A 25,607-nucleotide genomic window follows, 5' to 3' on the forward strand; every position below is an offset into this window, starting at 1 on the left:
GGAGCCGGCGATCGTCCGCGGAAGCCGCGGGGCCGGCCGCCCCGCCCCCCGGTCTTCCGTCGGGATGTCGCAATCACCGCGGCTGCGATCGCCGCGCGCCGCCCGGGCCCGCGGCGCCGTCGCCGGCGCGGCCCTGCGGCGTACTGTCCGGGCCCGGCCGCCTGGGCACCGGAGCCGGGGTGCGCCCCCGGCGGGCGGTCAGCGCCGGTAGCCGTTGGCCATGATGCGTTCCGCGGCCTCCTCGTAGAGCTGGGGCTCGTTCGGGGCGAGCGTGCCCAGGCCGTCGACGTACCGGTTGTACATGCAGAAGGCCGCCGCGATCAGCACGGTGTCGTGGATCTCGACGTCCGTCGCGCCCTCCGTCCGGGCCGCGTCGACCAGTTGCGTGGTCACCTTGCGGCCGTCCTGCTGGACGGCGGCCGCGATGGCCAGCAGCGCGCGCATCTTGTCGGTCACCGGCGCGCTCTGCGGGTCGTGGCGCACCTGGTCGACCAGGTGCATGCCGCCGGGAAGCTGCGCGGCGGCGAACGCCGAGTGCGAGGCGGCGCAGAACTTGCACTCGTTCAGGCCCGAGACGTAGGCGGCGATCAGCTCCCGCTCGCCGGGGCTGAGGGAACTGGGCCCGCGCAGCAGGGCGTCCGCGAGCTCGTTGAGGGGCTTTGCGGTTTCCGGCCGGTAGATGAGGAGACCGGTGATACCAGGGTGCTCGTACTCGTCGAGACCGAGGTCGATGTGGGCCATGTGACGTGTCCTCGAATTCTTTCGGGGATGGCCCCGGCGGTCCCCGTGGGTTCCCGCCGGGAGCAGGCTTGGTGTTCCGGCATGTGCCTGTACGTCGTTACGCCGCCCCGTGAACGACCGGGGCGGTGGGTCCGTTCCGTCGGGACTGTGCCCGGCGGGCGGCGGCGGCACACGGCAACAGGAAAGAAGTTCGGCACCCCCGATGCTGCTATGGGAGAGGCGATCCGGGGCAAGGCGTGCGTCGGATGTGTGCGGGGCGCAGATGTACGGCCGGGTCCATTGGTGTCGGAATTCCGTGGAGACCGGCGTACGGCGGTGGCCGGATGGCTACCGTGTGCGCCATGACTCTTCAGACAGAGCAGATCGGGAGCGTGCCGCGGCCGGCGGAGCTGGTCGGCGCGGCGGCGGACTTCGGGGCGGGCAAAATCTCGGCGGACCAGCTCGCGGAGGTGGCGGACCGCGCGTTACGCGACACCGTCACCCGCCTGGAGGCGACCGGGTCGCCGGTCATCAGCGACGGCGAGCAGACGAAGTCCAGCTTCGCCACGTATCCGCTGGAGGGCTCGGAGCAGCTCGTCCCCGAGGGAGCGGTCATCCCCTTCGCGGACGGACACACCCGGCAACTGCCCAGCCTGGCCAAGGGGCCCTTCCGCTACACCCGGTTCGCCGACGCGTATCTGCGGGCGGCCCAGCAGTACGCCAACGTGCCGGTCAAGCAGGCGGTCATCGCCCCCTCCGCGATCAGCCTGCTCTACCCGGCCGACGGTCTGGAGGGCTACTCGCGCGAGGAGTTCCTCGACGACCTGGTCGACCAGGCCGAGAAGGACGTACGCGGCTGCCTGGACGCGGGCGCCCACGTGGTGCAGCTCGACTTCACCGAGGGACGGCTGTCGGTGAAGCTGGACCCGAGCGGCGGCCTGCTGCGGTCCTTCGTGGACCTCAACAACCGTGTGCTGGAGCGGTTCTCCGACGAGGAGCGGGCCCGGATCGGCCTGCACACCTGCCCCGGCGGTGACCAGGACTCCACGCACAGCCTCGACGTGGACTACGCGGACCTGCTTCCGGACCTGTTCCGGATCAAGGCCGGCCGGGTCTACATCCAGCTGGCCAGCGAGAGCGACCCGGAGCGGGTGCTGCGGATCGCGGCCGAGCACCTGGGCGCCGACCAGCAGCTGTTCGTGGGCGTGATCGACCCGATCGACCCGGTCGTGGAGACGCCGGAGCAGGTCCGCGACCGCGTGCTGCTCGCGGCCCGGCACATCTCGCCGGACCGGCTGGGCACCTGCGACGACTGCGGCTTCTCTCCTTTTGCCGACGACGCGTCCACCTCCCGGGACCTGGCCTTCGCCAAGATCGCCGCCAGGGTCGAGGGCACGGCGCTGGCCGCCGACCAGCTCGGCGTCTGACACCCCTCCCGCCGGCCGCGTCCCGCGGCGCTTGTGCGCCCGCCGCGGGGCCCGGCCGGTCCGGGTCTGCGCCCGGTGAGCCGGGATTTCACGGTCGGCGGCGGAGGTCCGTGGATGCCGCCGACCGGGCGTGCGTGCGTTCCGCGGCGGACGCGCATGCCGTACGGATGGCGTAGTCGTGTCCGGTCCCGCCATGAACCGGAGAATGGCCTTCCGTTTCCGGGACTTCTCGGCTTCGTGCCCGATCGTGGTGCGCATTCCCGGAATTCGGAATGCGTGGGACGCCGGCGGCCAGTTCGTCCCCGAATTGAACGGGAGGAACGGGCCGCCGGCGTACGGGCGGTGCGGTCGAAACGGCCGGCTCGGACCGGATCACATCGGAGCAGGCCGCATCAGGCCGGCTCGGACCGGATTGGACCGGATCGGACCGGATCGGATCAGTGCTGGACGGAGACGACGATCTTGCCGACCTGGGCGTTGGATTCCATGTAGCCGTGGGCCTCGACGATGTCGCTCATGTCGAAGACCTTGTCGATGACGGGCGTGAAGGAGCCGGTGGCCAGGCCCGCGTTGACGAACGCCACCCCGCGGCGGAGCCGGTCGGGGTCCCAGGTGATCTCGGTGAGGGTGGAGGTCCGGGTGGACAGCGCGGGGAACAGCCGGGCGTTGGGCAGCGGGGTCGGGGTGGTGTCGAGGGCGCCGTAGACGATCAGGTGGCCGCCCTGGGCGATGCCCTGCGCGAGGGTGTTGACGCCGGGTCCGGCGATGGGGTCGAGGGCGGTGCGTACGCCGGTGCCGCCGGTGATCTCGTGGATGCGGGCGGGCAGGTCCTCGTCGTCGGTGACGATGACGTGGGCGGCCCCGGCGTCCAGCAGTCGCTGCCGCTTCTTGGCGGTGCGCGTGGTGGCGATCGGGATCGCGCCGATGTGGCGGGCGGTCTGGATGGCGGCCAGGCCGACACCGCCGGTGGCCGCGGTGATCAGGACGTGGTCGCCGGGGCGGGTGTGGCCGTCCTCCGCGAGGCCGCCATAGGCCGTCAGGTAGGACATCCACACCGCGGCCGCCGTCACGGGGGAGATGCCGGTGGGATGGTGGACGGTGGCGCTCGCGGGGACGATGGCATGGTCGCCGTAGCTGCCGTACTCACTCTGGAGGAACCCGGGCACGGTGCTGACGGCGTCGCCCACGGCGAACCCCGTCACGTCCGGGCCGATGGCCTCGACCTCGCCCGCCGCCTCGTACCCCAGCCCGGATCCCGGTAAAGCCGGCGGATAGAAGTACTCGCCCTGCCGGAACATGATCTCGCCGCGGTTCACTCCGAAGGCGTCCACGCGCATGCGCAACTCGCCTGGACCTGGCTCGCCGACCTCCACCTCGCGTAGTTCGAGGACTTCGGGCCCGCCGGTCTTGTCGAACTTGACTGCCATGGCCATGCTGCTCGCCGCCTCTCAGGGGGTGCTCTGGGGGAAGGCCCGCCGGGCTTCGTCGCCCGGGGGCCGGCTTTCGGCATCCGTCAAACTTTTGACGACCGCGAAAGTACGAGACACATTTGAATCGTAACCCCATGAGCCCCGAAAAACCGCTGGAGACACACCTGTTGTGTTCACTCCTACGAGTGCAATTGCATCTCACTGGTCACATGTGTGCCGGGAAGAAAGACCGTTGGAGCGGCAGCCTCTCGACAGGGCGGCCGACGGACGCCTCCGCCGCCCGCGGGGCGTGCCGGGCTGGACGCGAGTCATGGTGATTTCATCATGCAAATGCACTTGCTAGGCTCGGCGCATGCTGGGACGGACGTACGAGGCACAGGACTGCTCGGTGGCCCGGGCGCTCGAAGTGGTCGGCGAGCGGTGGAGCCTGCTGATCATCCGGGACGCGCTGTTCGCGGGGAGCACCCGCTTCCGCGACTTCCAGCGCGCCCTGGGAGTGGCCAGCAATGTGCTGTCGGCGCGTCTGGAGGGCTTTGTGCAGGCCGGGCTGATGGAGCGCCGGCCGGAGGAGGGCCACGACGCGTACGTACTCACCGCCAAGGGCCGCGATCTGCAGCCGGTCGTGATGGCGTTGGCCGACTGGGGCGACAAGTGGGCGGCGCCGTACGGGCCGCCGGTCGCCTTCGAACACGCCGACTGTGGCGGTGGCGCGCGTCAGGAGACCTACTGCGCCGTCTGTGCGGAAGACCTGGGCCCCGGCGACGTCGTCGCGGTACGGAGAGCGGGGCCGGGGACGGCGGGCCCGGCCGGACGCCGGGCCGCCGAGTGATGACCGTCAGCCGTTGAGCTGCAGCAGGTTGACGAAGTTGCCGTCCGCGTCCTTGAGTGTCGCGATCGTGCCCACCGGGATCTCCTCGACCGGCCGGATCCACTCCAGGTCCAGCTTCTCCAGGTGCGCCACCAGCACGGACATGTCGTCGACCTGGATGTTGATGATGATCCGGCCCGGCTCCGCGGACTGCGCGGCCACGTCGTCGCGCTCCTCGAACACCATCGCGCCGGTGCTGAGCTGCAGCACCGAGTCGGTGATCTCCACCTCGGGCGCGAAGGCGGCCTGATACCAGGCGGCCAGCCGCTTCGGATCGGTGCTGCCCAGTACCAGGCTGCCCACGCGGGCGTTGCTCACCAGTGCCACGTTCTGCTCAACTCCCAGGTTTTTTACGGCGTACCGTCCGTACACGGCTCCTGCTTGCGCCACGCAAGCGTATCAGCCGGGAAGGATCATGAGGGGCATCCCGAGCACGGAAAGTCATGGATCCCCACGAGTGGTGATGGCCGGGCCGAGGGTGGATTTTGCATAATGAACGTTCATTCGCACAATGGGTGCCATGCCTGCACGTGACCCCGACGACAAGCGCCGGCGCCTGCTCGATGCCGCGCTGGCGGAGTTCGCCGAGTACGGCATCGGCGGTGCCCGGGTGGACCGGCTCGCCAAACGGGCGGGCACCAGCGCGGGCCTCGTCTACACCTACTTCGAGGGCAAGGAGGGCCTGTTCGAGGCCGTCTACGACGCGATCGTGGAGCAGGCCGTGGCGGGCATCCCGATCGACGCCGACGACCTGCCCGAGTACGCCGGCCGGCTCTACGACGCCGGGCAGCAGTACCCCGAGGTCATGCGGTTCATGACCTGGTACGGCCTCGAACGCGCCGGCCGGCGGGGCGTACGCCCTCTCGTGGCCGCGTCGATGGCCGACAAGACCGCCGCGATCGAGGCCGCCCAGCGCCGCGGCACCGTCACCGGCCGCACGACCGCGCCCGAACTGCTCGCCCTGGTCCTGGCCGTCGCCAACATGTGGCAGCACCAGGGCGAGGACGTCCGCGGTCTGGTCCCCGCCGCCGAACGCCGCCGCGTCGTCGTCGAATCGGTCCGCCGCCTCACCGCTCCCTGATTCGGCCTGACACTTCCGCCGCGGCGGGGTGTCGTAGGACGGCCGGCGTCAGTGCGTCGAGCCCAGGCGGTCCAGTTCGGCGCCGACGGCTTCCCGCAGCGGATCGTGCCGTGGCCCGAGGGCGTACGCGGCGTCGGCCCATTTCGTGCGCGGGTGGAGCCACACCGGTCCCTTGACCAGCTCCGCCGGCTCCCAGTCGAAGCGCGGCCAGACATGGGCGTGCAGGAAGCTGTCCGTGTTGCCCAGGATCTCGAGGTTCACCCGCCGGAAGGCCGCGTCCCGCGCACGGGAGACGCGCTCGACCGCCTCCCCGAGCCGGTCCATGTCGGACAGGAACGCCAGGCGCCTGCTCTGGGGGAGGTCCGACAGTCTCTCCACCCGCGGGTTGTCGACCAGCAGCACCGAGTAGCCGGGCAGGAACTGCACGTCGCCGATCACCGCGAATCCGGCGGTCAGGCGGCGCAGCACCGTCGGGTTCTCGCCGCGCAGTGCGCTTCCGATGCGGTCCGTTCGCCAGTCGGTGCCGGTCGCGGGAGTTGGGCTGCCTGGTGGGTCCGGTGGTGGTGGGGTGTCGGGGGCCATGGGCTTGTTCTACCAGCTCCGCTCGAGCTTAATGAACGTTCATTTGACAACTCGGCCGCGTCTTGCCATGCTGAAGCTGTTGAATGAACGTTCAGTCCGAAGAGGAGCGAGAGTCATGACCACTCCCACCGCCGACCCCACCGCGCCGCCCGCGCACTGGACCCCGCGGGCCATCGGCGACCTGACCGGCCGGACCGCCCTGATCACCGGCGGCAACAGCGGCATCGGGCTGGAGACGGCCCGCGTCCTGGCCCGCCACGGCGCCCGGGTCGTGCTGGCCGGGCGCAGCGCGGCCAAGCTGGCGGACGCCGTGGCCGAACTGCGCGCGGAGCAGCCGGACGCGTTGCTGGACACGGCCGTGCTGGACCTCGGATCGCTCGCCTCCATCGCCGCCACCTCCGCGCGCCTGGCCGCCTCGGAAACGATCGACCTGCTCATCAACAACGCCGGCGTGATGAACGTGCCGGAGCGCCGCACGACCACCGACGGCCTCGAATTGACGGTCGGCACCAACCACCTGGGCCACTTCGCCCTCACCGCCGGCCTGATGCCCGCCCTGCTCCGCGCCGAAGCGGGCCGCGTCGTCACGGTCAGCGCCATCGCCGCGTCCTGGCGCATGGGCCACCTCGACGACCTGATGAGCGAGCGCCGCTACCGCCCGATGGCCGCCTACGCCAAGTCCAAGCGCGCGAATGTCGTTTTCACCCGCGAACTGGCCCGCCGCCTCTCCGGTACGTCCGTCACCGCGCTCGCCGTCCACCCCGGCTCCGCCGTCACCAACCTCCAACGCCACAGCGAGGGCCCCCTGTCCCGGCTCGCCATCGCCCTCACCCGCCGCACGATCATGGGCTCCCCCGAAGGCGCCGCCTGGCCGTCCCTCTACGCGGCGACCTCCCCCCACCTCCAGGGCGGCGCCTACTACGCCCCGGCCGGCCGCGACCAGACCTCCGGCACCCCCAAGCCCGCCCCCCTCCCGCACGGCGCCGACGACCCCACCGAAGCCGCCCGTCTCTGGCAGGAGAGCGAACGCCTCACCGGTGTCGCTTTCACCATCTGACGTCGATCCAGGCGGGTCCATGCGAGGATCGTGCCGTGGAGAGCCCCGGTCCCGCGTTCCGCCGGCGCCTGCTGCTCGAGTCGCTGACCGTACTGGCGGCCGACGCCCGGGCTCAGGCGGCCTGGCTGGCCGAGTACGGCGTGGTGACGGACGAGATCGCGCTGGACTTCGATCACGCCTACCGCATGGCCGAGGCCCTGGCCGGGGAGGGACAACTCGATCCCGGCGTCTTGCCCGACCTTCGGGAGATCGAAGCGCTCCTCAGCGGGATGAGCGGCGCGCAGAACTCTCATCGATGGACGACGGACGCCTTGTCCGTCGACGAGGGATGGAGTCGGGCCCGGCAGCTGGCCCGCAGGGTGCTCGTCGCGGAACTGGGCGGCGACTGGCAGCGGCCCCTTCCGGTGATCACGGTTGTCCGGTGACGGACTGATCGGCTTGAGCGGACCCCACCATGGGCCCATGGAAACGATCCTCGCCCGGCTCCCCGCCGACTTCTGGACCGTGCCGTACGTGGCTTCACGCTTTCCGGGTGCGGCCACCGTGGCCGACCGGCCGGGTCCGGCAGCAGGCGGCAACTGCCAGCTGTTCGCTTACGAGGTGCTCAGCCACTTCGGCCTGACCCCGGCTTCCTGGCGCTCCAGCGAGCTGTGGGACGACACCGACTCCACTGTCCATGTGCCGGCCTTCGAACCCCTCGACCTGCTGCTCTTCAACGCCTCGGACACCCCCTACGGTGCCCACGTCGGTGTCTGGGCCGGTGACGACGCGGTCCTCCACCTCTGCGCGGAGCTCGGCCGCCCGGCCGTATGGCGCCTGGCCGATTTCGCGGCCCGGGAGCGCTACCGCGTCCTCCTCGGCGCCAAGCGACTGATCACGCCGAGCGCACTCGACGGTGAGGCCAGCCTTCAGCCGTTCTCCCGGCCCGGCAGGGGGGCGCCGTCCAGGAAGGCGCGATAGGCCGCGACGGCGTCCGGCTCGATCTCAGGACCGGTGGGGCCATAGCGGGTGTCGGTACGGTCCCGCTTCGGGCCGGAGACCCAGAACTCCTCGTCGGTCTCGACGTCGTAGAAGTTCGCGTCGAACATCCCCTCCGCCCGACGCAGCGTCCGCCCGTGAAAGTACGCGGTGCCCCAGGTCCTCGAGAAGTCCACCCACCCGATCCAGGAGGGCCCGCGGTCGGTGTCGTAACCCGTCTTCAGCTGCATGAACATGATCCGTCGAGGCATGCGCCCAGGGTCCCAGGAACCCGCACGGAGCGCATTTACGTTTCACAACTGATCAAGGGAGGGCGTAACCGTGAGCCAGTACTTCGAGCTGGGCGAGCAAACCCTGTGGAACCCCTCCAACGGCGCGGCTCGGCTGTTTCTGCGCCAGGTCTCCGTCTTCGAGGCCGAACTCGGCCTGCCCTCGGGTATCGGCCCGATGCGGAACGACGACTGCCAGATCGACCCCGCGGCCCTCAAAACGTTCGTCGATGCCCTGCTGAGGCAGTATTTCCTGACAAGCCACAGGATTCTGATCGCGCTGTCCGAGGGGTTCATTGCGACGGTGCTGGTCCTGGCCGAACGGGCCGGCGTCGAAGCCGGCTGGCCGACGGACAGCGACGCTCCTGAGGACGACCGCAGAGATGTCCAGGTGCCGGCGGACGCATCGGACGGCACAGCCGGTGCCCATCTGCGGCTGGGCCGACTCCGCGTCATGTCCCACGAGTTGAGCCGCTTCATGGGCCGCTGAACACATGAAGCGGGCAATGGTGTGTGGTGGGCCCGCCCGATCGCCGTCCTGGCAGGATGGCGGCGTGGAACGTGTGCTGGGAATCGGTGGATACTTCATGCGGGCCGCCGACCCGGCGGCCCTGAGCACGTGGTACCGCGATTGCCTCGGCCTGGACGCCGATGAGAACGGCCTGTGGCATCAGGGAGCCGGGCCTACGGTGTTCGCGGCGTTCGACTCCGGGACCGACTACTTCGGGTCCCGCCCCCAGCAAACCATGCTCAACTTCCGGGTCCGCGACCTCGACGCGATGCTCGCGCAATTGCGCGCCAAGGGAGCGGACGTAGCCGAAGAAACGCAGGACATGGAGGGCGTCGGCCGATCCGGCTGGGCCACCGATCCCGAGGGCAACCGGGTCGAACTGTGGCAGCCCGCCTGACCGCGCCGCCGCGGTGGCGGCTATGCATGTGCAGAGCATGACGTAATTCGAAGGCGGTCGTGGGGACGGGTCCCGTACGGTGCCGGGATGTGGACGGTACGGGAGATGACCGAAGCCGACATAGTGGCGGTATCAGGCATACGAGTAGTCGGCTGGAAAGCCGCATATGACGGGATCCTGCCGCAGTCCTACCTGGATCGTATGACGGTCGAAGCGGATGCGCAGGAGCGTCGGCGGTACTTCGAGCGGCCGAAGCGCGGCGTTGTCAACCTCGTGGCGGTCGACGCCCAGGGAACGGTGGTGGGCTGGGCATGTGTCGGGCCTTACCGTGGCACAGGATCGTCCGCAACTGCGGGTGAGCTCTACGCTCTGTACGTTCAGCCTTCGCTCATCGGGTCGGGAATCGGGCGGGCACTGCTCGGGGCCGTACACGCTCACGCTCTTGCCCAGGGCTTCGAGTCGCTGCTGGTGTGGGTCCTCACCGACAACGCCACGGCACGCCACTTCTACGAGCGGGCCGGATACGCCGCTGACGGTGCGGTCCAATCCGACGACTACGACGGGGTGTCGGTCTCCGAAGTTCGCTACCGTCGCTCGCTGTAGGTGGGTGACATGTTCGGCGTCGGCCGATGTCGTTGCGGAGCGGGTGCGTAGGATCGCCGACATGGCCCTGCGACCGGTTCAGGTGAACATCAAGGCTCTTGACGCCTCGGCGGTCGGCCGGTTCTGGGCGGAGGCGCTCGACTGGAGTGCGTACAGCCCCGGCGTGACCACCTACGTCGGACCCGCCGGCGGCCTCGTCTGGCCGGACCCGGTTGCCGTAGGCGTGGACGTCGTTCCCGTCCCGGAAGCCAAGGCAGCAGCAAAGAACCGTGTGCACCTCGATCTCGCCACCACCTCCGCGGCCCATCAGGCGGAGCTGGTGGCACGCCTCCAGGCTCTCGATGCGACGCCTGCCGACGTGGGCCAGCGCAAAGTGCCGTGGACGGTCCTTGCCGACCCGGAGGGCCACGAGTTCTGCGTCCTCGCCTTGCCTGACGCGGAGCTCTGAGACCTTACGGTGATCCCGTCGCCGGCCACCACGCCCGATGTCCGATCCGGTGGCAACGGCTCGGTCCGCGCCCACCGCACGTCAGTTCAAACGGTGCGGTGGGCGCGGACCAACGATCAGATGATCGGAGCGAAACGCCCTAGGGGCAGGTGGCCAGGATGACGGAGACGACGGTGCAGGTGGCGGTGGCAGTGTCGTTGGCCGCGTTCGGGTCGTTCGGTGCGGACGCGGTTCGTGTGCCGGTGACCGACACATGTCCCAAGGAGAGCAGGCTCAAGGGGACGCGGAACGACTTGGCCGCGCTCGTGCCATTGGGAATGGCCCCGTATGCGCAGGTCACCGTTCCGGTGCTGGTGGTGCATCCGGTCGGCAGATCGGTGGCGCTCGCACCCGTGGGCAGGGACGCGGTGACCGTGGCCGAGGCGACCGCGTCGGGGCCGGTGTTGTGCGCCGTCAGCGTGTAGGTGAGGTAGGGCACCAGGATGCCCAGGTGCGGCTGCGCGGTGACGTCGACGCCGATGTCCGCCTTGGGGTTGGCGAAGGTGAAGACGATCGAGCCGTCGCCGGCGTTGACGCCGTCGGTGACCGTGGACGGCGAGCCGGGGACAGTGCCGGACACCAGGCTGGAGCCGCCCCCTCCGCCGCCGCCGGCTCCGCCTGTCTGGCCGCCGGGGATGAAGTTGACGCCGCCGCCTCCGCCCGCGCCACCGGACCCGTAGCCCGCGCCGCCGTAGCCGCCGAGTCCGGCGTTGTAATAGATGTTGAAGCTGGGGACGCCGCCTCCGGCGTTCGGCCAGGACCCGGGGTTGCCGGCGCTGGGGCCGGGGGTTTGGCCGGCGCTTGCCGCGGTGCCGCCGGCACCGCCCGCTGTCGCGGTGCCCGCTCCGCCCCCACCGCCACCGCCACCGACCGAATCGCCGGCGCCGGCGCTGCCAGGACTGCCGCTGTCGCCACCGGGGGAGCCGGGGAAGGAGGGAGTGGCGATGCCGCCTCCGCCCGCGCCGCCGCCGGAACCGGCGGTCAGCAGTGGGGTGCCGTCGGATGCGGTCACCGCGACCAGTCCGCCGCCGGTGCCTCCGTCTCCCGGGTAACCGGGCACGGTGACGCCCTGGCTGCCGACGATGACGTTCAGCGTGGCCCCGGGCGTCACGGCCAGGGTCGCCTCGACCCGGGCGCCCTTGCCGCCGGGCACCCCGTCCGCGGAGGGGCCGCCGCCCGCGCCCAAGAGGGTGACCTGTCCGGCGGTGGCGTCGGCGGGTACGGTCAGGCTGCCGGTGCCTGCGGCCGTGCAGGTGATCGTCGTGGTGGTGTCCGTCACCACCGGCGCGGCGCACACCCCGTCGGCGGACGCCGGAGAAGCCAGGGCGACCAGGGCCCCGCCCAGCAGCGCGGAAGAACCGGCAAGAACCCCCAGGTGTCGTCGCATTCGCGAAATACGTAAGTGGGGAGGAGCGGTCGGCAGCATCTATGCGTCGTCCCTTCCGGGGTTGCGGCGCCGCCGCGGTCCAGGGCCCGGCTGGCCCCTGCGTCCCCCGCCGGCGCGGTCGTACCGAACACGGCGGGGCCCCGGGATGCGGCGGCGCGGACCACACGCCACACACCCCGCAGGCGACCTTCCGCGGCCATACTGGCACGGCATAGAGATCATTCGCCCCAGAAACAGATGAAATCGGCCCCGCTCCCGACGCGCCCACGACGTTTTAACCGCTCGCCGGAGGGGACGGCGCATTCCTACTCTCAGGGGCATGGAGCTTCGAGAAGAGCAAGCCGGCGACAGGGAAGCCGTGCGGGCCATCCATCTGGGGGCGTTCGGCGATCACGGGCCCGTCGTGGCCGGGTTGGTGGACGCCCTGCGCGAGACTCTGACGCCCGGCCGGGGGCTGTCGCTGGTCGCCGAGCGTGCCGGTGAGGTGGTGGGGCACGTCATGTTCACCCGCAACCTGCTGGACGCCCCGCGGCGCCTGGTCGACGTGCAGGTGCTCAGCCCGCTGGCGGTGAGGCCCGGTTACCAGCGGCAGGGAGTGGGCTCGGCTTTGGTCCGGAGCGGGCTGGAGATCCTTGCCGAGCGGGCGGTGCCGCTGGTCTTCCTCGAGGGCGACCCGGCTTACTACCCGCGGTTCGGGTTCACACCCGGAGCGGAGTCGGGCTTCCGCAAACCGTCCCTGCGCATTCCCGACGCCGCCTTCCAGGTGCTCAGGTTCCCGGCGTACGAGGCGTGGATGACGGGGACTCTGGTGTACTCCCAGCTGTTCTGGCAGCACGACGCGGTCGGCCTCCGGGACGGCGATCAGAGCGTCTAGGCCGATTCTTGTTGATCACCTCGCTGACCGGATGAGGAGGGCAGCGACGTACAGCCCGGCGAGGATGGAGACGGTCCGGTGGGCCGGCGCCGGGGTCACCGCCCGGATCCCGCGACGTAGCAGCCGACCTCGGATCGCGCGCGATGAGTTGGCCTTGTCGGCCAAGACCACCGCTGGCGTCGTTCGAGGTCTGCCGACTGGCCTGGTTACCCGTGCCATGAGCGACTGGAAGGCGGGTGCGTCACCTGCCTGACCCGCAGTGAGGACGTAGGCGAGCGGTCGGCGGCGGCTGTCGGCGGCGACACCTGTCGGATTGAACGATTCAACACGTGGCCGCGCACTGGTGAAGCGGCTCGCCGATCGCCCATCACCACCGACCGCCGGTTCCGCGACCGTGACCTCTTCCGCGTACCGATCCGTGCGCGAACCCTGGCCTCTCGTCCGCAGAGCTGCTACAACGGGTCGCCGACTGAATCGTTCCATTCGGTCAAAGCGGGACCGCTTCAAGTCCCGCCGGCCCCGCGGGCGCCCCTGCGGAAAGACAGAGAGGCCAGACGCCGTGCCTGGACGCAGCCGACACCCCGCCCCACGATGGAGATTCCTCGCCCTGCTCGCCGCCCTGGCCGCGCTGCTGGCCGGCGCGCTGACGGCGACGACTGCCACGGCCGCCCCCGGCGGCCTCACGGTCGGCGCGCTCACCGTCGACGGGAGGCCGTCCGCGCCGCCCTCCGCGGCGACGGTGTCCGGCGCGCCGGACGGTCCGCGCGCGAGTGCCGCCTCCGCCGCGTCGGTGACCGTCACCGGTGAACAGCCCGCGCTGGGCTGGCAGATGGACTCGCACCGCACCGGCGTCACGCAGTCCGCGTACGAGGTCGCCGTCGCCACCAGCGCGCAGCGCCTGGACCAGGGCCGCGCCGACGTCTGGGACAGCGGGAAGGTCACCTCCGACGCCTCGGTCTCCGTACCCTATCGCGGCCCGGCGCTCGACCCCGGGCGCGCCTACTACTGGAAGGTCCGCGTCTGGGACGACCACGGCGCCGCCTCGGCCTGGAGCAGCCCCGCGACCTGGGACACCGGCCTCGGCACGGCCGCCGACTGGCACGGCGCGCAGTGGATCACCCCTGACCGCTCGGCCGAGCAGACCTGGTCGGACTTCACCCTCGACACCGACTTCACCCTCAAGACCGCGGCCGCGGCCGTACTCTTCCGCGCCGCCGACGCCTCGCACTACTACATGTGGCAGATCAACGCCGCCAGCACGCCCGGCAAGGTGCTGCTGCGCCCGCACGTGAACGACGGCGGCTTCCGGCTGCTCGGCGAGGTCGATCTCGGCGCGGTCATCACCCCGGCCACCCTGCACGCTCCGCACCACCTGCGGATCACCGCCGCCGGCAGCACCCTGACCACCTGGATCGACGGCGTCCTGGTCGACACGCGCACCGACAGCACGCTCACCTCCGGCACGATCGGCTTCCGCACCTCGGTCACCGCGGGCGTGCCCGAGGACAGCACGTACGACAACCTCACCGTGCACGCGCCCGACGGATCAACCCTGTTCTCCGACGACTTCTCCGTCAGCCCCGACCCGTCGTTCCCCAACACCCAAGTCGCCGATGGCCAGTTGGAGCCCAAGGGCGACCCCACCCTGCTCGCCCGCGACGCCGGCGCGCCCATGCTGCGCACCGACTTCACCCTCGACAAGGAGATCGCCCAGGCCCGCGCCTACGTCTTCGGGCTCGGCTTCTACGAACTGCACCTGAACGGCGCCAAGGTCGGCGACCAGGTGCTCACCCCGGCCAATTCGCCGTATGACAAGCGCGACCTGTACGACACCTACGACGTGACCGGCGCGCTGCGGAAGGGCACCAACGCGGTCGGCATCTGGCTCGGCCGTGGCTACGGCCCGAACTTCAGCCAGTACGGCTTCCGCTGGACCGGCCCGGAACAGGCGATCATGCTGCTCCAGGTCACCTACACCGACGGCACGCAGCGCTACGTCACCACCGACCCGTCCTGGAAGTGGTCCAACGGGCCGATCGTCGCCGACGACATCTACAACGGCGAGTCCTACGACGCGCGCCAGGAGCGAGCCGGTTGGGACACTCCCGGTTACGACGCGGCCGACTGGCAGCAGGTCACCACCGCGTCCGCGCCCGGCGGTTCGCTGCAGGCCGCCACCCTGCTTCCGATGCGCGTCGTCGGCGACCTGAAGCCGGTGCGGGTCACCCAGCCCCGGCCGGGGGCGTACGTCTACGACTTCGGGCAGAACATCGCCGGCTGGGAGCGCCTGACCGCCACCGGCCCGGCCGGCACCGCGATCACCATGCGCACCGCCGAGGAGGTGAACGCCGACGGCACGCTCGACACCTCCACCAACAGGAACGCCGCGTCGACCGACCACTTCGTCCTGGCCGGCACCGGCGGCCCCGAGACCTACGAACCCCGGTTCACCTACCACGGGTTCCGCTACCTGGAGGTCACCGGGTATCCCGGCGTCCCGACCGCCTCCGACGTCACCGCGCGCGTCGTGCACGCCGACGTGGCCTCCACCGGCGACTTCACGTCCTCCGACCCGCTGCTCGACCGGATCGCGCAGAACAACCGCTGGAGCGTGCTCAACAACTCGATGAGCGTCCCCACCGACAACCCCGTGCGCGACGAGCGGACCCCGCCCGGCATGGACGTGCAGGCGTACCACGCCGCGTCCATAAGGGAGTTCGGGATGGACGCCTTCTACGCCAACTACCTCCAGGACATGCCGCCCGGCACCGCGCTCCCCAGCGACGGCGGAAACGCCCTGCTGCCCGACATGGGCGGCGACCAGGTCTCGCTGGCCTGGGACCTGTACGAGACCTACGGCGACCGGGCGACGCTCGCCGCCCAGTACCCGGCGATGAAGGCGTTCGTGGACACCCGCGACGCGCAGACACCCGGCCACATCTGGCCCGACAACCACGGCTTCGGCGACTGGTGCCCGCCGTACTACGGGCCAGGGACCAACGACGGCATGGGCAGCCCCGGCGCCGGAAGCTGCACCAGCGAGGTCTCCCTCGTCAACACCGCGCTGTCCTTCCGCCAGGCGCAGGACACCGCCAAGGCGGCCCAGGCACTCGGGCACCCGGACGACGCGGCGCACTTCACCGCGCTCGCCGCGGCGATCGAGCAGGACTTCAACGCGCACTTCCTGAACGCCGCGGGCGACACCTACGGCGACGGCAGGCAGACCACCAGCATCCTGCCGCTGGCCTTCGGCATGGTCCCCGCCGACCATGTCGCCGCCGTGGGCCGTCAACTGGTCGACACAGTCATCGACAAGAACGGCGGCCACCTCGACACCGGGATCTTCGGCACCCGCTACCTCGTCGACGCCCTCGCCGCCGTCGGCCGCACGGATGTCGCGATGACCGTGCTGAACCAGACGAGTTACCCGGGCTTCGGCTTCGAGATCGCGCACAACGCGACGAGTTCGTGGGAGGAGTGGCTGTACGCCTCGGCGATGGAGACGCACGACCACGCGATGTTCGCCGGGATCAACGCCTCCCTGTACACGGTGCTCGCCGGCATCCGGCCTGCCGCCCCCGGCTACGCCGCCGTCACCATTGCCCCGCAGGCCCCGGCGGGCCTCGACCACGTCGCGGCGTCGCTGGACACCGTGCGCGGCCGGGTCGCCAGCTCCTGGACCCGGGAGGGCGACGCCCTCACGCTCACCGTCACCGTGCCCGCCAACAGCCGGGCAACCGTACGCGTCCCGCTGCCCTCCACGGACAGCGCGGTGCACGCCGACCACGACGCGACCGCGGCCGGACGCGACGCGCGAACCGCCTCGTACGCGGTGGGCTCGGGCACCTGGCGGTTCCAGGTGCGGTGACGCGGCCCCGGCGGGCGGGGTGAGCGCTCTGTCTCACCCCGCCCGCCGCACCCTCACGCCGGGCTGGAACTCGCGACTGGGACGACGACGCCGTCCGGCGCAGGCAATGGCCGCGTCCGAAACGCGGGTGTCAGCTCTTGTGCGCGGCACGTTCGGCGGCGATGAAGTCCCGGTACCAGCGGTAGCTGTCCTTGGGCGTGCGCTTGAGCGTGTCGTAGTCGACGCGGACGATGCCGAAGCGGCGGTCGTAGCCGAACGCCCACTCGAAGTTGTCGAGCAGGGACCACACGTAGTAGGCGCGCACGTCGACGCCTTCGGCGATGGCTTGGGCGAGGGCGTCGAGGTGGTCGCGGAGGTAGTTGACGCGGTCGGTGTCGTGGACGGTGCCGTCGGCTTCGGCGATGTCGGCCTCGGAGGAGCCGTTCTCGGTGATGACGATGGGCGGCAGGCCGGGGTAGCGGCGGGTGAGGTCGACGAGCAGGTCGCGGAAGGTGGAGGGGACCACGGGCCAGCCCATGGTGGTGCGGCGGGCGGTGTCGTCGCCCCAGGTTTCCTCGGCGCGGATGTCGACGGCGGTACGCAGTGCCGGGTCGGTCTCGCGCCAGGGGGCGTCGGCGACAGTGATGGGCCGGTAGTAGTTGACGCCGCAGAAGTCCAGCGGGCGGGAGGCGAGTTCGAGGTCGCCGTCGCGGCGGAAGGCGAAGTCGCTGATGTCGCCCCATATTTCCTGCTCGCCGTCGGGGTAGCGGCCCAGGAAGATGGGGTCGAACCAGCAGCGGTTGTGGAGGATTTCGGCGCGCGCCACGGCTTCGGCGTCGGCTCGGGAGTCGGTGGCGGGAAGCAGCCGGTCGGGGTTGAGGGCGATGCCGACCTCGCGGGCGCCGGCGGCGCGGAGGGCGTCGACGGCGAGGCCGTGCCCGACGAGCAGGTGGTGCACGACGGCGAGGGCGCCGTTGCCTTCGCGGGTGCCGGGGGCGTGGCGGCCGATGGCGTGGCCCACGAACGCGGTGCAGAACGGCTCGTTGAGGGTCATCCAGCGTCCGGCGCGGTCGGCGAGGCGTTCGGCGACGACGGCCGCGTATTCGGCGAAGGCCTCGGCGGTGTCGCGGACGCGCCAGCCGCCGACGTCCTCGAGGGGCTGCGGCAGGTCCCAGTGGTAGAGGGTGGGGGCCGGTTCGATGCCGGCGGCGAGCAGTTCGTCCACGAGGCGGTCGTAGAAGTCGAGTCCGGCGGGGTTGACCGCTCCGGTGCCCGTAGGAAGGATCCGCGGCCAGGCGATGGAGAAGCGGTAGGTGTCGGCGCCGAGCTCGCCCAGGAGGGCGACGTCCTCCTGGTAGCGGTGGTAGTGGTCGCAGGCGATGTCGCCGGTGGAGCCTTCGGCGGTCGCTCCGGGTGTGCGGGAGAAGGTGTCCCAGATGGAGACTCCGCGGCCGTCCTCGCGGGTGGCGCCTTCGATCTGGTAGGCGGCGGTGGCGGCGCCGAACCGGAAGCCGCGCGGGAAGCGCGGAGCGGGGGCGGACGTCATGGCACGGCTCCTCAGGTGGTCGGTCCTCGCGGCCGCCAGATTACGCGACGGCCCAGGCCGATCAGGAGGTCGACCTCCGGTGATGCGGCGGACGGGGCGGCGGCAGGCCGGCCGGCAGCGACCGCGGTCGGTCGGGCTGCCCGGCTACGCCGGTTCCGACCCTGAGCCGCCCGGCACGGAGCTCAGTCGTGCATGGGTCGGTCCGGGGGCGTCCATCTGTTTCCAGGCCGGGAAGATCACGGGGCTGAGCGTGGCGAACAGATACGCGCCGCCGATCGCGAGCGTTGTGGCGAACAGGCCGGCCGAACCCACGAGGAAGCCGGCAGCGAGGCCACCGAGCGGGGTGACGGTCAGGAACGAGGCGGTTGTGGCGCTGAGTACGCGGCTGTGCAGTTGCCCGGGCACGGTCTCGTACATCACCGTGGCCATGATCGGATTGAGTACTCCGCAGGCCAGGCCCTCGATCGCCATCATCACGCCGAGCGGGGTCACGGTGTCGGTGAAGGCGGCCACGACAAAGCGGGGCATGCCGACGATGAGGAAGGCCACGGTGAACACCGGCCACCGCCGGAAGCGGCGGCCCACCCAACCGTAGACCAGCGCACCCGTCAGGGCTCCGGCGGAGAACAGGGCTTCCAGCACCCCGAGATCCCCGGCACCGCCCAGCTTGTCGCGGACGTGGACCGGAAGGAGGACCGCGCTCCAGCCCTGGTCCAGGCCCCTGGTCACCAAGGTCATGAGACAGACCCCCAGCAGCAACGGCGTGCCCGCCACGTAGCGGTAGCCCTCCGTCAGTTCACGGCGACAGCCCCGCGGCAGACCCGGTTCCGCTCGCGCCTGGGGCCCGGCCTCGGCCACTGCGCGCAGCCCGAACGCCAGGAGCACGGCGGATACGGCGAAGGATCCGGCGTCGAGGAACAGGACATGCTGGGCACCCAGTACGGTGATGAGCACGCCGCCGACCGCCGAGCCGATCATCCCCGCGCAGCGTGAGGCACCGTCGTACAACCCCGCCGCCCGCGCCAGCGGCATCCCGGCGCGCTCGGCCAGCGCGGGCAGGAGCACCCCGCGGGCAGTCTCTCCCGGCGCGTGGAACAGCCCTGTGACGGCCATCAGCCCGCACAGCATCCAGAACCGCAGCACTCCGACAAGCTGCAACAACGGGATCGTGGCGACGGCCGCTCCGCACACAAGGTCCGAGGCCACGCCGACCCGTCGCCGACCGATCAGGTCGATGACCGGACCGCCGGCCATCGCGGAGAGCACAACCGGCAGCATCGCGCAGAACGCAACCACCCCCGCCTTGGCGGCACTCCCCGTGCTCTGCAGCACGAACCACGGCACGCCCATCCCCGTGAGCGCACTTCCGGAGATCGAGACGACGTTGGCGGCAAGTACGGAGGCGAGAGGTCTGCGATCACCGGGCAAGGCGGCTCCACGGACGCAGCACAGCGGGCGTGCCGCGCATCATGGCAGGAGCGCGGGTCCGGGGGCACCGCAATATCGCGGCGACAGCGTTGACGACAATTCGTTACGACGGTCCCGGCCGTGAACGCGCGTCCGCCCCGAGTGGGAAACCCGGGGCGGACGAGGCGGACGGCAGGCGAGTCAGGTCCGGAGAACGGTTCGCGGAACGCACGGGACCTGGACGGACCCGGTGGTCAGGCGGCCTGCGGGCTCGTGTCGCCGAGGCCGCTGGACGGCTTGCGGCTGCCCGCGTTCACCGGGGCGGTGGGGTTGAGCCGGTAGGCGGCCTCGACCACGGCCCGCTCGCGCCACAGGTGGTAAAGGGCCATCGAGAAGATGTAGGAGCCCATGACGTTGGCGATGAAGTGCCACCACAGGCGGTACGTGGACAGGCCCGGGCCGGGCTGGGTGGCGCCGAACCAGGTGGACAGGCCGATGGCCCGGTCGGCCCCGAACCAGACGGACAGCGTCAGCGACAGGTGCTCAAGACCGTGGATGCCCTGCATCCACACGCCCATCTTGCCCCAGCGCCGGGTCTGCGTGGACCGGGAGTGCCGGGTGATGACCATGACCGCGGCCAGGCCGGCCAGGAAGATGAAGTTGCCGACCAGGTGCAGGATCTCCATGCCCAGCGTCGGGTGGGAGGTGTCGACCTGACCGAAGCCCTTGGCCAGGCCCGAACCCCACGGGGTCATCCAGGCAGGGTCGTTGGGGTGCCGGATCCAGTAGCCCGCCTGCGCGACGTGCTCCTGGAGGTGGCCGATCTGCCCGACGATCCCGATGGTGATGACCACCGCACTGGCCCGGAACACCCAGCGCTTGCCAGGGGTGCGGTTGGCGTACCAGAGGCCCACCACCGCCGCCCACATGGCCACGGCCCACAGCAGCAGAAGGATGGCCCCCGTGACATCCATTCCTGACACATGATGGCCCATCTGCATGCCCGGCATTTCGGGCATGGTGGGCATGCTCGGCTCGTGCAACACGACGTTCCCCCATCTCGGACGTTGCTCCGATGGTTTCGCCCTCCCTCCCGAGCTGGGTGGTTCTGGTCGTGCCCGGGGGTGGCGTGACGGCCATCACGGTAGGCGCCGGTTCTGCTGCGGTGTTGTCGCAGGTTGCTCTTTCCCGTGGCAATACGGCCCAGCCATGTGCCACCGGCTGACGCGGCCCCTTACCGGCGGCCGTCGGCCCCACCGGCGTCCAACCGCTTCTGCTGCGCCTGCCGTACGTCCCCTGGTCCCGTCCGGCAGCCGATCCGGACGATTCGCGGGGTCAGGCGGCGGAGCGGTCGTCGGCAGGGCGGCGGCGCAGCGCGGGCTGCTTGATGGCGGGCGGGTTGTACGCCATGTCGAGCGTGCCGACGTCGGTGCCGGGCGGCACGATGGCGTCGATCTCGTCCAGGACGTCGTCGGGCAGGGTGATCTCGGCGCCGGCCAGGAGGTTGTCGAGGTGGTCCATGGTGCGCGGCCCGATGATCGCGGAGGTGACGCCCGGGTGGGCGATCGCGAAGGCCATGGCGAGGTGCGTCAGCGGGATCCCCGCCTTGTCGGCGACGAGGAGGAGCTGTTCCACGGTGTCGAGCCGGCGCTCGTCGCGCAGGTGCTGGAAGCCGAAGGCGGCCCGGTGGGTGTCGGCCTGCTGGTCCTTGCGGTAGCGGCCGGTGAGCAGGCCGCCCGCGAGGGGGCTCCAGACCATGGTTCCCATCCCGTACCGCTCGCAGACGGGCAGGACCTCGCGCTCGATGCTCCGGTTGAGGATCGAGTACGGCGGCTGTTCGGTGCGGAACCGCACCAGGCCGCGCCGCTCGGCGACCCACTGCGCCTCGACGATGTCCGAGGCGGGGAAGGCGGAGGTGCCGATCGCCCGGACCTTGCCGGCGCGGACCAGGTCGGTGAGGGCGGAGAGGGTTTCCTCCACGTCGGTGTCGGGTGCGGGGCGGTGCACCTGGAACAGGTCGACGTGGTCGGTCTGGAGCCGGCGCAGCGAGTCCTCCAGCGCGCGGGTGAGCCAGCGCCGCGAGTTGCCCTGCTGGTTGGGGTCGTCGCCCATCGGCAGGTGGGCCTTGGTGGCCAGGACGACGTTGTCGCGGCGGCCCTTGAGGGCCTTGCCGACGATTTCCTCGGACTCGCCGCGCGAGTAGGCGTCGGCGGTGTCGACGAAGTTGATGCCCGCGTCGAGCGCCTTGTGGATGATGCGGACGGAATCGTCGTGGTCGGGGTTGCCGATGGCGCCGAACATCATCGCGCCGAGGCAGTACGGGCTGACCTTGATGCCGGTCCGGCCCAGCGTGCGGTACTTCACGGTTCTCCTCCGGTATGGGCTGATGCCGCCGAGGCGCGCTATGCTCGCGTAAGCGGAACACTGTTCGGCTTCAACAATACGGAGCATTGTTCCGGTTGGCAAGAGGGGGGAGGGGGACACGCCGTGGACGACGACTCGAAGGGCGGGGAGCAGCCCCGCAGGCGCGTGCGCGCCGACGCGCAGCGCAGCATCGACACCCTGCTGGCCGCGGCGGCCGAGGTGTTCGCCGCCTCCGGTGTGGACGCCCCCGTGCGGGAGATCACCGCCAAGGCGGGCGTCGGCGCGGGCACCCTCTACCGGCACTTCCCGCAGCGCTCCGACCTCATCGCCGCAGTCTTCCGCCACGAAGTCGACGCCTGCGCCGAGGCGGCCCCCGCCCTGTCCGCGCAGTACGAGCCGGTCGAGGCCCTCACCCGGTGGCTGCACCGCTTCGCGCAGTTCGTCGCTGCCAAACGCGGCCTCAAAGCGGCCCTGCACTCCGGCGACCCCGCCTACAGCAGCCTGCCGACGTACTTCAGGAAGCGCTTCGTCCCCGTCCTGTCGGAACTCCTGGACGCTGCCACCACGTCCGGCGACATACGGTCCGACGTGGTCCCGTACGACCTGCTGCGTGCGATGGGCGACATCGTCGCGCCGGACGACCACGGCTACACCCAGCGCATGATCACCCTGCTCGTCGACGGGCTCCGCTACGGCACCCGGCGTACGCAGCCGGCCTGAGCGGCTGTACGAGGGGTGACCGACTGTCGTTACCGGGGCGGCGTCGGCCGGGCCGGCTGCGCCCCGCCGGAGCCGGCGTGGTCCGCCGCCCAGGCGGAGAGCACCTGCAGGGCCTCGTCCGAGGGTGACCCGGGATCGGCGAGGAAGGTGAACAGGATCTGGTCCGGGTCGCCAGGAAACGTCAGCGCCTCCGTGCGAAGCGTGAGAGGGCCGGCGAGCGGGTGATGGAGATGCTTGACGTCGTGGCCCGGCTGGACGACTTTCTGTCCGGCCCACCAGCGGCGGAAGGGTTCGCTCTTCATGGACAGCTCGCCCACCAGCTCGGCGGTGCGGGTGTCGTCGGGATGGCGGGCAGCGTCCATCCGCAGCATGCCGACGAACACGACGGCGACCTGCTCCCAGCTGTCCGCGAAGAGCGAGCGGGCGGCCTCGTCGAGCATGATCCAGCGTGCGGCGTTGCGGTCCCGGGCGGGCGCCGCCTCGAAGTCGGCGAGCAGAGCGCGGGCCATCCGGTTGGTGGCCAGGACGTCGGTGCGGCGCCCCATCACGAAGGCGGGCGTGTCGCCGAGGCGGGCAAGGAGCGCGTGCACCCCGGGGCGCACCTTCTGCGCGGTACGAGGGGTGCGGCGGCGGCTCGCGGGAGGCCGGCGCGCCACGGTGTGCAGGTAGCTGCGTTCGGCCGGATCGAGCCGCAGCGCGGTGGCCAGGGCGTCGAGGACCGACTCCGAGGGAGTGATGGGCCTGCCCTGCTCCAGGCGCGTGTAGTAGTCCACGCTGACGCCGGCCAGCGCCGCCAGTTCCTCCCGGCGCAGCCCGGGGACCCGGCGGGGCGCCGCGTCGTGAAGGCCTGCCTGCTCGGGATTCATCGCCGCGCGCCGGGCGCGCAGGAAGTCGGCGAGCCCTTCGTTCCGCTCCATGACCTCATCGTCGCGCACGCCGGCGAACCCTGTCGTGGCGAAGGTGGCCCTCCGCATCCCAGGAACGAGCGGGCCGGTTCGGCCGTGGCCGCACGGGTCCGCCGGCGGTTGGCTGGAGAGCGGGACGCCGCCCGGCTGTCCCGTACCCACCGCCGTACGCAGGTCGTACGGCCCACCCGCAGGGAATCTCCGACATGCCTTCCACCTGGCTCGTCACCGGCGCGACCTCCGGCTTCGGCCGTCTCGTCACCGAGCGCGCGCTCGCCGCAGGCGCCCACGTGATCGCCGTCGGCCGCCGCGCCGACCGGCTCGCCGATCTGGCCGCGCAGGCCCCGCAGGGGCGGATCACCACGCTCCCGCTGGACATCACCGCCCCCGACGCGCAGGAGGTCCTGGCCGACGCCGTACGGTCGGCGGGACGCCTGGACGTCCTGGTGAACAATGCGGGTTACGGACTGTTCGGGTCCGTCGAGCAGACCGGCGCCGACGAGACGCGCGCGATCTTCGACACCAACGTGCTGGCCAACCTCGCCGTCCTACGCGCCGCGCTGCCCGCCCTGCGGGCCTCCCGCGGCCGGATTCTCCAGATCTCCTCCCTCATCGGCCAGTTCGCCTGGCCCTCCTCGGGCCTGTACTCGGCGTCCAAGGGCGCCGTGGAACTGCTGAGCGAGGCCCTCGCCCACGAACTGGCCCCCACCGGCGTGAAGGTCACCATCATCGAACCGGGCATGTTCGCCACCGAGTTCGCCACCAGCAGCCATGTCGTCGCTCCCGACGAGACCTACGCACCCACCGTCGGGAAGTTCCTCACCGACCTGTCCGCCCTGCCGGCCGACGCCTTCGGGCCGCCCGAGGCCGTGGCCGACGCGATCATGGCGGTAGCCGCCCTGGAGGAGCCGCCCCTGCGCCTGGCCGTCGGCGCGGACGCGATTGAGCAGATCCGGGCCTCCCTCCACTCCCGCCTGGCCGAACTCGAGCGCTGGCAGTCCTTCCCGCGCGAAGCGGTCGGTGAGCGCGTCTGACGCTCCAATAGCCCCGCGACGTGAAGCGGCGCCGGAACGTTTCCCCGCGGCACCCGGCACCCGGCACCCGGCACCCGGCACCGACTCCGCCCCGCGGGGAGCGCTGATCCGAGGCCGGCGCGGGGGAGTGGTTCGGCGTGGAACTCGGCCTCAGGACAGGAGGTCGTGCTCCGGCAGCGGCTCGTGCGCGTGCCGGCGCGCGACGTCAGCGGGCACGCCGAGCATGACCAGCAAGTGCAGGCACAGGTCGTCGGCGACCTCGGCCGCGTCGAGCTGCGGATCGGCCTCCAGCATTTGCAGGGTGCCGAGTACGGCGCCCGCCACCGCCATCAGTGCGCGGTCGACGGTCCAGCCGGTGAAGGACCCGTCCTGGAACCCCTGGCGCAGGTCCCTGCGCAGTCGCGGGACCAGGCCCTCATCGCGCAGCAGCATCGAGGTGCCCAGGCCGATGACCAGCCGGATCACCTCCGGCTGGAGCGGTGGCAGCCGGCAGGTCAGCCGTACGCCCAGGGCGAAGGCGTCCATGCCGGTCAGGCCGTCGGCCAGCTCGTCGACGAGCCGGCCGTGCAGCTCCATCGTCTCGACGATCACCGTGTCGAAGAGCGTCTCCTTGTCCGGGAAGTGGGTGTAGAAGGACCCGAAACCCATGTCGGCCTCTTCGGTCAGCTCCTGGATGCTGATCGACGTACGCCCCTCGGCGAGTGCGCGCCGCGCGACGTCGATCAGAGCCGCCCGCTTGGCGGCCCGCTTGCGTGCGACGCGTGAGACGACCTCAGCCATGTACGTCCTCTGGTTGTGTTCCGGAGCCGGCGCGCCCGGGCGCCGGGCAAGCATCGTAGCCAGCGGGCCCGCGGCGGTGCCGGTGTCCCGGGGTTGGTTCCCCTCTCAAAATTTGATGATGGCATCAAAAATGCTTGCCAGATCAAAATCGAGCGGACATCCTTGGCGACGTGCCCCGCCGGACGGGCGGGCGCAGCGACGGGAGGTCCTCGATGCGGCCAACACCACCGATCGGCCACGGTGCTGTGCGTGCGGCCTGCGCCGCGGCGGCTACGAGGGCACCTCACCGTCGAACGCGGCCTCGCGACGGTCGAGTCCGGACCGGAGCGAGGG

At 71.1% G+C, this 25,607-nt stretch carries 25 protein-coding genes and 2 pseudogenes; 14 read left to right on the forward strand and 13 right to left on the reverse strand.

Features of this window, described 5'->3' with window-relative positions; genetic code table 11:
* Positions 1-198 precede the first annotated feature (198 nt).
* Complete coding sequence (locus ITX44_RS07370) at positions 199-741, reverse strand: carboxymuconolactone decarboxylase family protein (protein WP_205356209.1); 543 nt, start codon at positions 739-741, stop codon at positions 199-201.
* A gap of 341 nt (positions 742-1,082) precedes the next feature.
* On the opposite strand from ITX44_RS07370, the gene ITX44_RS07375 reads away from it, so the two are divergent.
* On the forward strand, positions 1,083-2,147 hold the full coding sequence (locus ITX44_RS07375; RefSeq protein WP_205356210.1) for a cobalamin-independent methionine synthase II family protein: 1,065 nt from the start codon (positions 1,083-1,085) through the stop codon (positions 2,145-2,147).
* Between the two features lie 437 nt (positions 2,148-2,584).
* Here ITX44_RS07375 and ITX44_RS07380 read toward each other — a convergent pair whose 3' ends face one another.
* Positions 2,585-3,574 (reverse strand): zinc-dependent alcohol dehydrogenase family protein, encoded by a 990-nt coding sequence (locus tag ITX44_RS07380; RefSeq protein ID WP_307795141.1) that lies wholly within the window; start codon positions 3,572-3,574, stop codon positions 2,585-2,587.
* Positions 3,575-3,929: 355 nt separating this feature from the next.
* On the opposite strand from ITX44_RS07380, the gene ITX44_RS07385 reads away from it, so the two are divergent.
* Positions 3,930-4,406 (forward strand): winged helix-turn-helix transcriptional regulator, encoded by a 477-nt coding sequence (locus tag ITX44_RS07385; protein ID WP_205356212.1) that lies wholly within the window; start codon positions 3,930-3,932, stop codon positions 4,404-4,406.
* A 6-nt stretch (positions 4,407-4,412) separates the two neighbouring features.
* On the opposite strand, the gene ITX44_RS07390 is transcribed toward ITX44_RS07385, so the two are convergent.
* The gene (locus tag ITX44_RS07390; protein WP_205356213.1) at positions 4,413-4,763 is read right to left on the reverse strand and encodes a VOC family protein; all 351 of its coding nucleotides are present in this window, start codon (positions 4,761-4,763) and stop codon (positions 4,413-4,415) included.
* Positions 4,764-4,965: 202 nt separating this feature from the next.
* Here ITX44_RS07390 and ITX44_RS07395 point away from each other — a divergent pair, with 202 nt between their 5' ends.
* Positions 4,966-5,526 (forward strand): TetR/AcrR family transcriptional regulator, encoded by a 561-nt coding sequence (locus tag ITX44_RS07395; protein ID WP_205356214.1) that lies wholly within the window; start codon positions 4,966-4,968, stop codon positions 5,524-5,526.
* 48 nt (positions 5,527-5,574) lie between these two features.
* Here ITX44_RS07395 and ITX44_RS07400 read toward each other — a convergent pair whose 3' ends face one another.
* Positions 5,575-6,108: an HIT family protein gene (locus ITX44_RS07400; RefSeq protein ID WP_236060163.1), complete on the reverse strand. Its 534-nt coding sequence runs from the start codon at positions 6,106-6,108 to the stop codon at positions 5,575-5,577.
* Between the two features lie 115 nt (positions 6,109-6,223).
* Between ITX44_RS07400 and ITX44_RS07405 the strand changes: the two genes are divergently transcribed.
* The 3 genes from ITX44_RS07405 to ITX44_RS07415 are packed head-to-tail and all read left to right on the forward strand — an operon-like array spanning position 6,224 to position 8,125.
* Positions 6,224-7,165, forward strand: a complete 942-nt coding sequence (locus ITX44_RS07405) for an oxidoreductase (protein WP_205356215.1) — start codon at positions 6,224-6,226, stop codon at positions 7,163-7,165.
* Positions 7,166-7,200: 35 nt separating this feature from the next.
* Positions 7,201-7,590 (forward strand): hypothetical protein, encoded by a 390-nt coding sequence (locus ITX44_RS07410; protein WP_307795142.1) that lies wholly within the window; start codon positions 7,201-7,203, stop codon positions 7,588-7,590.
* 37 nt (positions 7,591-7,627) lie between these two features.
* Entirely contained in the window at positions 7,628-8,125 is a 498-nt protein-coding gene (locus tag ITX44_RS07415; RefSeq protein ID WP_236060164.1) for a hydrolase, read from the forward strand.
* Here the strand turns inward: ITX44_RS07415 and ITX44_RS07420 are convergent.
* The gene (locus ITX44_RS07420) at positions 8,074-8,394 is read right to left on the reverse strand and encodes a hypothetical protein (protein WP_236060165.1); all 321 of its coding nucleotides are present in this window, start codon (positions 8,392-8,394) and stop codon (positions 8,074-8,076) included. The genes ITX44_RS07415 and ITX44_RS07420 overlap by 52 nt on opposite strands.
* 70 nt (positions 8,395-8,464) lie before the next feature.
* On the opposite strand from ITX44_RS07420, the gene ITX44_RS07425 reads away from it, so the two are divergent.
* From ITX44_RS07425 to ITX44_RS07440, 4 genes and pseudogenes are all read left to right on the forward strand, one after another.
* On the forward strand, positions 8,465-8,902 hold the full coding sequence (locus ITX44_RS07425; protein WP_205356216.1) for a DUF6086 family protein: 438 nt from the start codon (positions 8,465-8,467) through the stop codon (positions 8,900-8,902).
* Positions 8,903-8,966: 64 nt separating this feature from the next.
* Positions 8,967-9,320, forward strand: a complete 354-nt coding sequence (locus tag ITX44_RS07430; protein WP_205356217.1) for a VOC family protein — start codon at positions 8,967-8,969, stop codon at positions 9,318-9,320.
* A gap of 105 nt (positions 9,321-9,425) precedes the next feature.
* Positions 9,426-9,923, forward strand: a complete 498-nt coding sequence (locus ITX44_RS07435; protein ID WP_236060166.1) for a GNAT family N-acetyltransferase — start codon at positions 9,426-9,428, stop codon at positions 9,921-9,923.
* 61 nt (positions 9,924-9,984) lie between these two features.
* Positions 9,985-10,347: pseudogene (locus ITX44_RS07440) on the forward strand (VOC family protein); the annotation flags it as partial.
* Between the two features lie 163 nt (positions 10,348-10,510).
* On the opposite strand, the gene ITX44_RS42110 reads toward ITX44_RS07440, so the two are convergent.
* On the reverse strand, positions 10,511-11,797 hold the full coding sequence (locus ITX44_RS42110) for a hypothetical protein (RefSeq protein WP_265934178.1): 1,287 nt from the start codon (positions 11,795-11,797) through the stop codon (positions 10,511-10,513).
* A gap of 319 nt (positions 11,798-12,116) precedes the next feature.
* On the opposite strand from ITX44_RS42110, the gene ITX44_RS07450 reads away from it, so the two are divergent.
* The gene (locus ITX44_RS07450; RefSeq protein ID WP_205356219.1) at positions 12,117-12,671 is read left to right on the forward strand and encodes a GNAT family N-acetyltransferase; all 555 of its coding nucleotides are present in this window, start codon (positions 12,117-12,119) and stop codon (positions 12,669-12,671) included.
* A gap of 90 nt (positions 12,672-12,761) precedes the next feature.
* Here the strand turns inward: ITX44_RS07450 and ITX44_RS40840 are convergent.
* A pseudogene (locus tag ITX44_RS40840) lies at positions 12,762-12,974 on the reverse strand (IS5/IS1182 family transposase); the annotation flags it as partial.
* 256 nt (positions 12,975-13,230) lie between these two features.
* On the opposite strand from ITX44_RS40840, the gene ITX44_RS07455 reads away from it, so the two are divergent.
* The gene (locus tag ITX44_RS07455) at positions 13,231-16,539 is read left to right on the forward strand and encodes a family 78 glycoside hydrolase catalytic domain (protein ID WP_205356220.1); all 3,309 of its coding nucleotides are present in this window, start codon (positions 13,231-13,233) and stop codon (positions 16,537-16,539) included.
* Between the two features lie 130 nt (positions 16,540-16,669).
* Here ITX44_RS07455 and ITX44_RS07460 read toward each other — a convergent pair whose 3' ends face one another.
* From ITX44_RS07460 to ITX44_RS07475, 4 genes are all read right to left on the reverse strand, one after another.
* Positions 16,670-18,064: a GH1 family beta-glucosidase gene (locus ITX44_RS07460; RefSeq protein WP_205356221.1), complete on the reverse strand. Its 1,395-nt coding sequence runs from the start codon at positions 18,062-18,064 to the stop codon at positions 16,670-16,672.
* Positions 18,065-18,208: 144 nt separating this feature from the next.
* Complete coding sequence (locus ITX44_RS07465; RefSeq protein WP_372440847.1) at positions 18,209-19,414, reverse strand: MFS transporter; 1,206 nt, start codon at positions 19,412-19,414, stop codon at positions 18,209-18,211.
* A 311-nt stretch (positions 19,415-19,725) separates the two neighbouring features.
* Positions 19,726-20,490, reverse strand: coding sequence for a DUF6008 family protein (locus tag ITX44_RS07470; protein ID WP_205356222.1), 765 nt, complete (start codon positions 20,488-20,490; stop codon positions 19,726-19,728).
* Positions 20,491-20,806: 316 nt separating this feature from the next.
* A complete protein-coding gene (locus ITX44_RS07475) occupies positions 20,807-21,835 on the reverse strand; it encodes an aldo/keto reductase (RefSeq protein WP_205356223.1) in 1,029 nt (342 codons plus the stop codon).
* A 123-nt stretch (positions 21,836-21,958) separates the two neighbouring features.
* On the opposite strand from ITX44_RS07475, the gene ITX44_RS07480 reads away from it, so the two are divergent.
* The gene (locus tag ITX44_RS07480; RefSeq protein ID WP_307795144.1) at positions 21,959-22,555 is read left to right on the forward strand and encodes a TetR/AcrR family transcriptional regulator; all 597 of its coding nucleotides are present in this window, start codon (positions 21,959-21,961) and stop codon (positions 22,553-22,555) included.
* Positions 22,556-22,584: 29 nt separating this feature from the next.
* Here the strand turns inward: ITX44_RS07480 and ITX44_RS07485 are convergent, their stop codons facing one another.
* A complete protein-coding gene (locus ITX44_RS07485) occupies positions 22,585-23,472 on the reverse strand; it encodes a helix-turn-helix transcriptional regulator (protein ID WP_205356224.1) in 888 nt (295 codons plus the stop codon).
* A gap of 194 nt (positions 23,473-23,666) precedes the next feature.
* On the opposite strand from ITX44_RS07485, the gene ITX44_RS07490 reads away from it, so the two are divergent.
* Positions 23,667-24,494, forward strand: coding sequence for an SDR family NAD(P)-dependent oxidoreductase (locus ITX44_RS07490; RefSeq protein ID WP_205356225.1), 828 nt, complete (start codon positions 23,667-23,669; stop codon positions 24,492-24,494).
* Between the two features lie 150 nt (positions 24,495-24,644).
* Here the strand turns inward: ITX44_RS07490 and ITX44_RS07495 are convergent, their stop codons facing one another.
* Positions 24,645-25,274 carry a TetR/AcrR family transcriptional regulator gene (locus ITX44_RS07495; RefSeq protein WP_205356226.1) on the reverse strand — a complete coding sequence of 210 codons (630 nt, stop codon included), beginning with the start codon at positions 25,272-25,274 and terminating at the stop codon, positions 24,645-24,647.
* Positions 25,275-25,607 lie beyond the last annotated feature (333 nt).

Source organism: Actinacidiphila acididurans, assembly GCF_016918855.1.
GTDB classification, from domain to species: domain Bacteria; phylum Actinomycetota; class Actinomycetes; order Streptomycetales; family Streptomycetaceae; genus Actinacidiphila; species Actinacidiphila acididurans.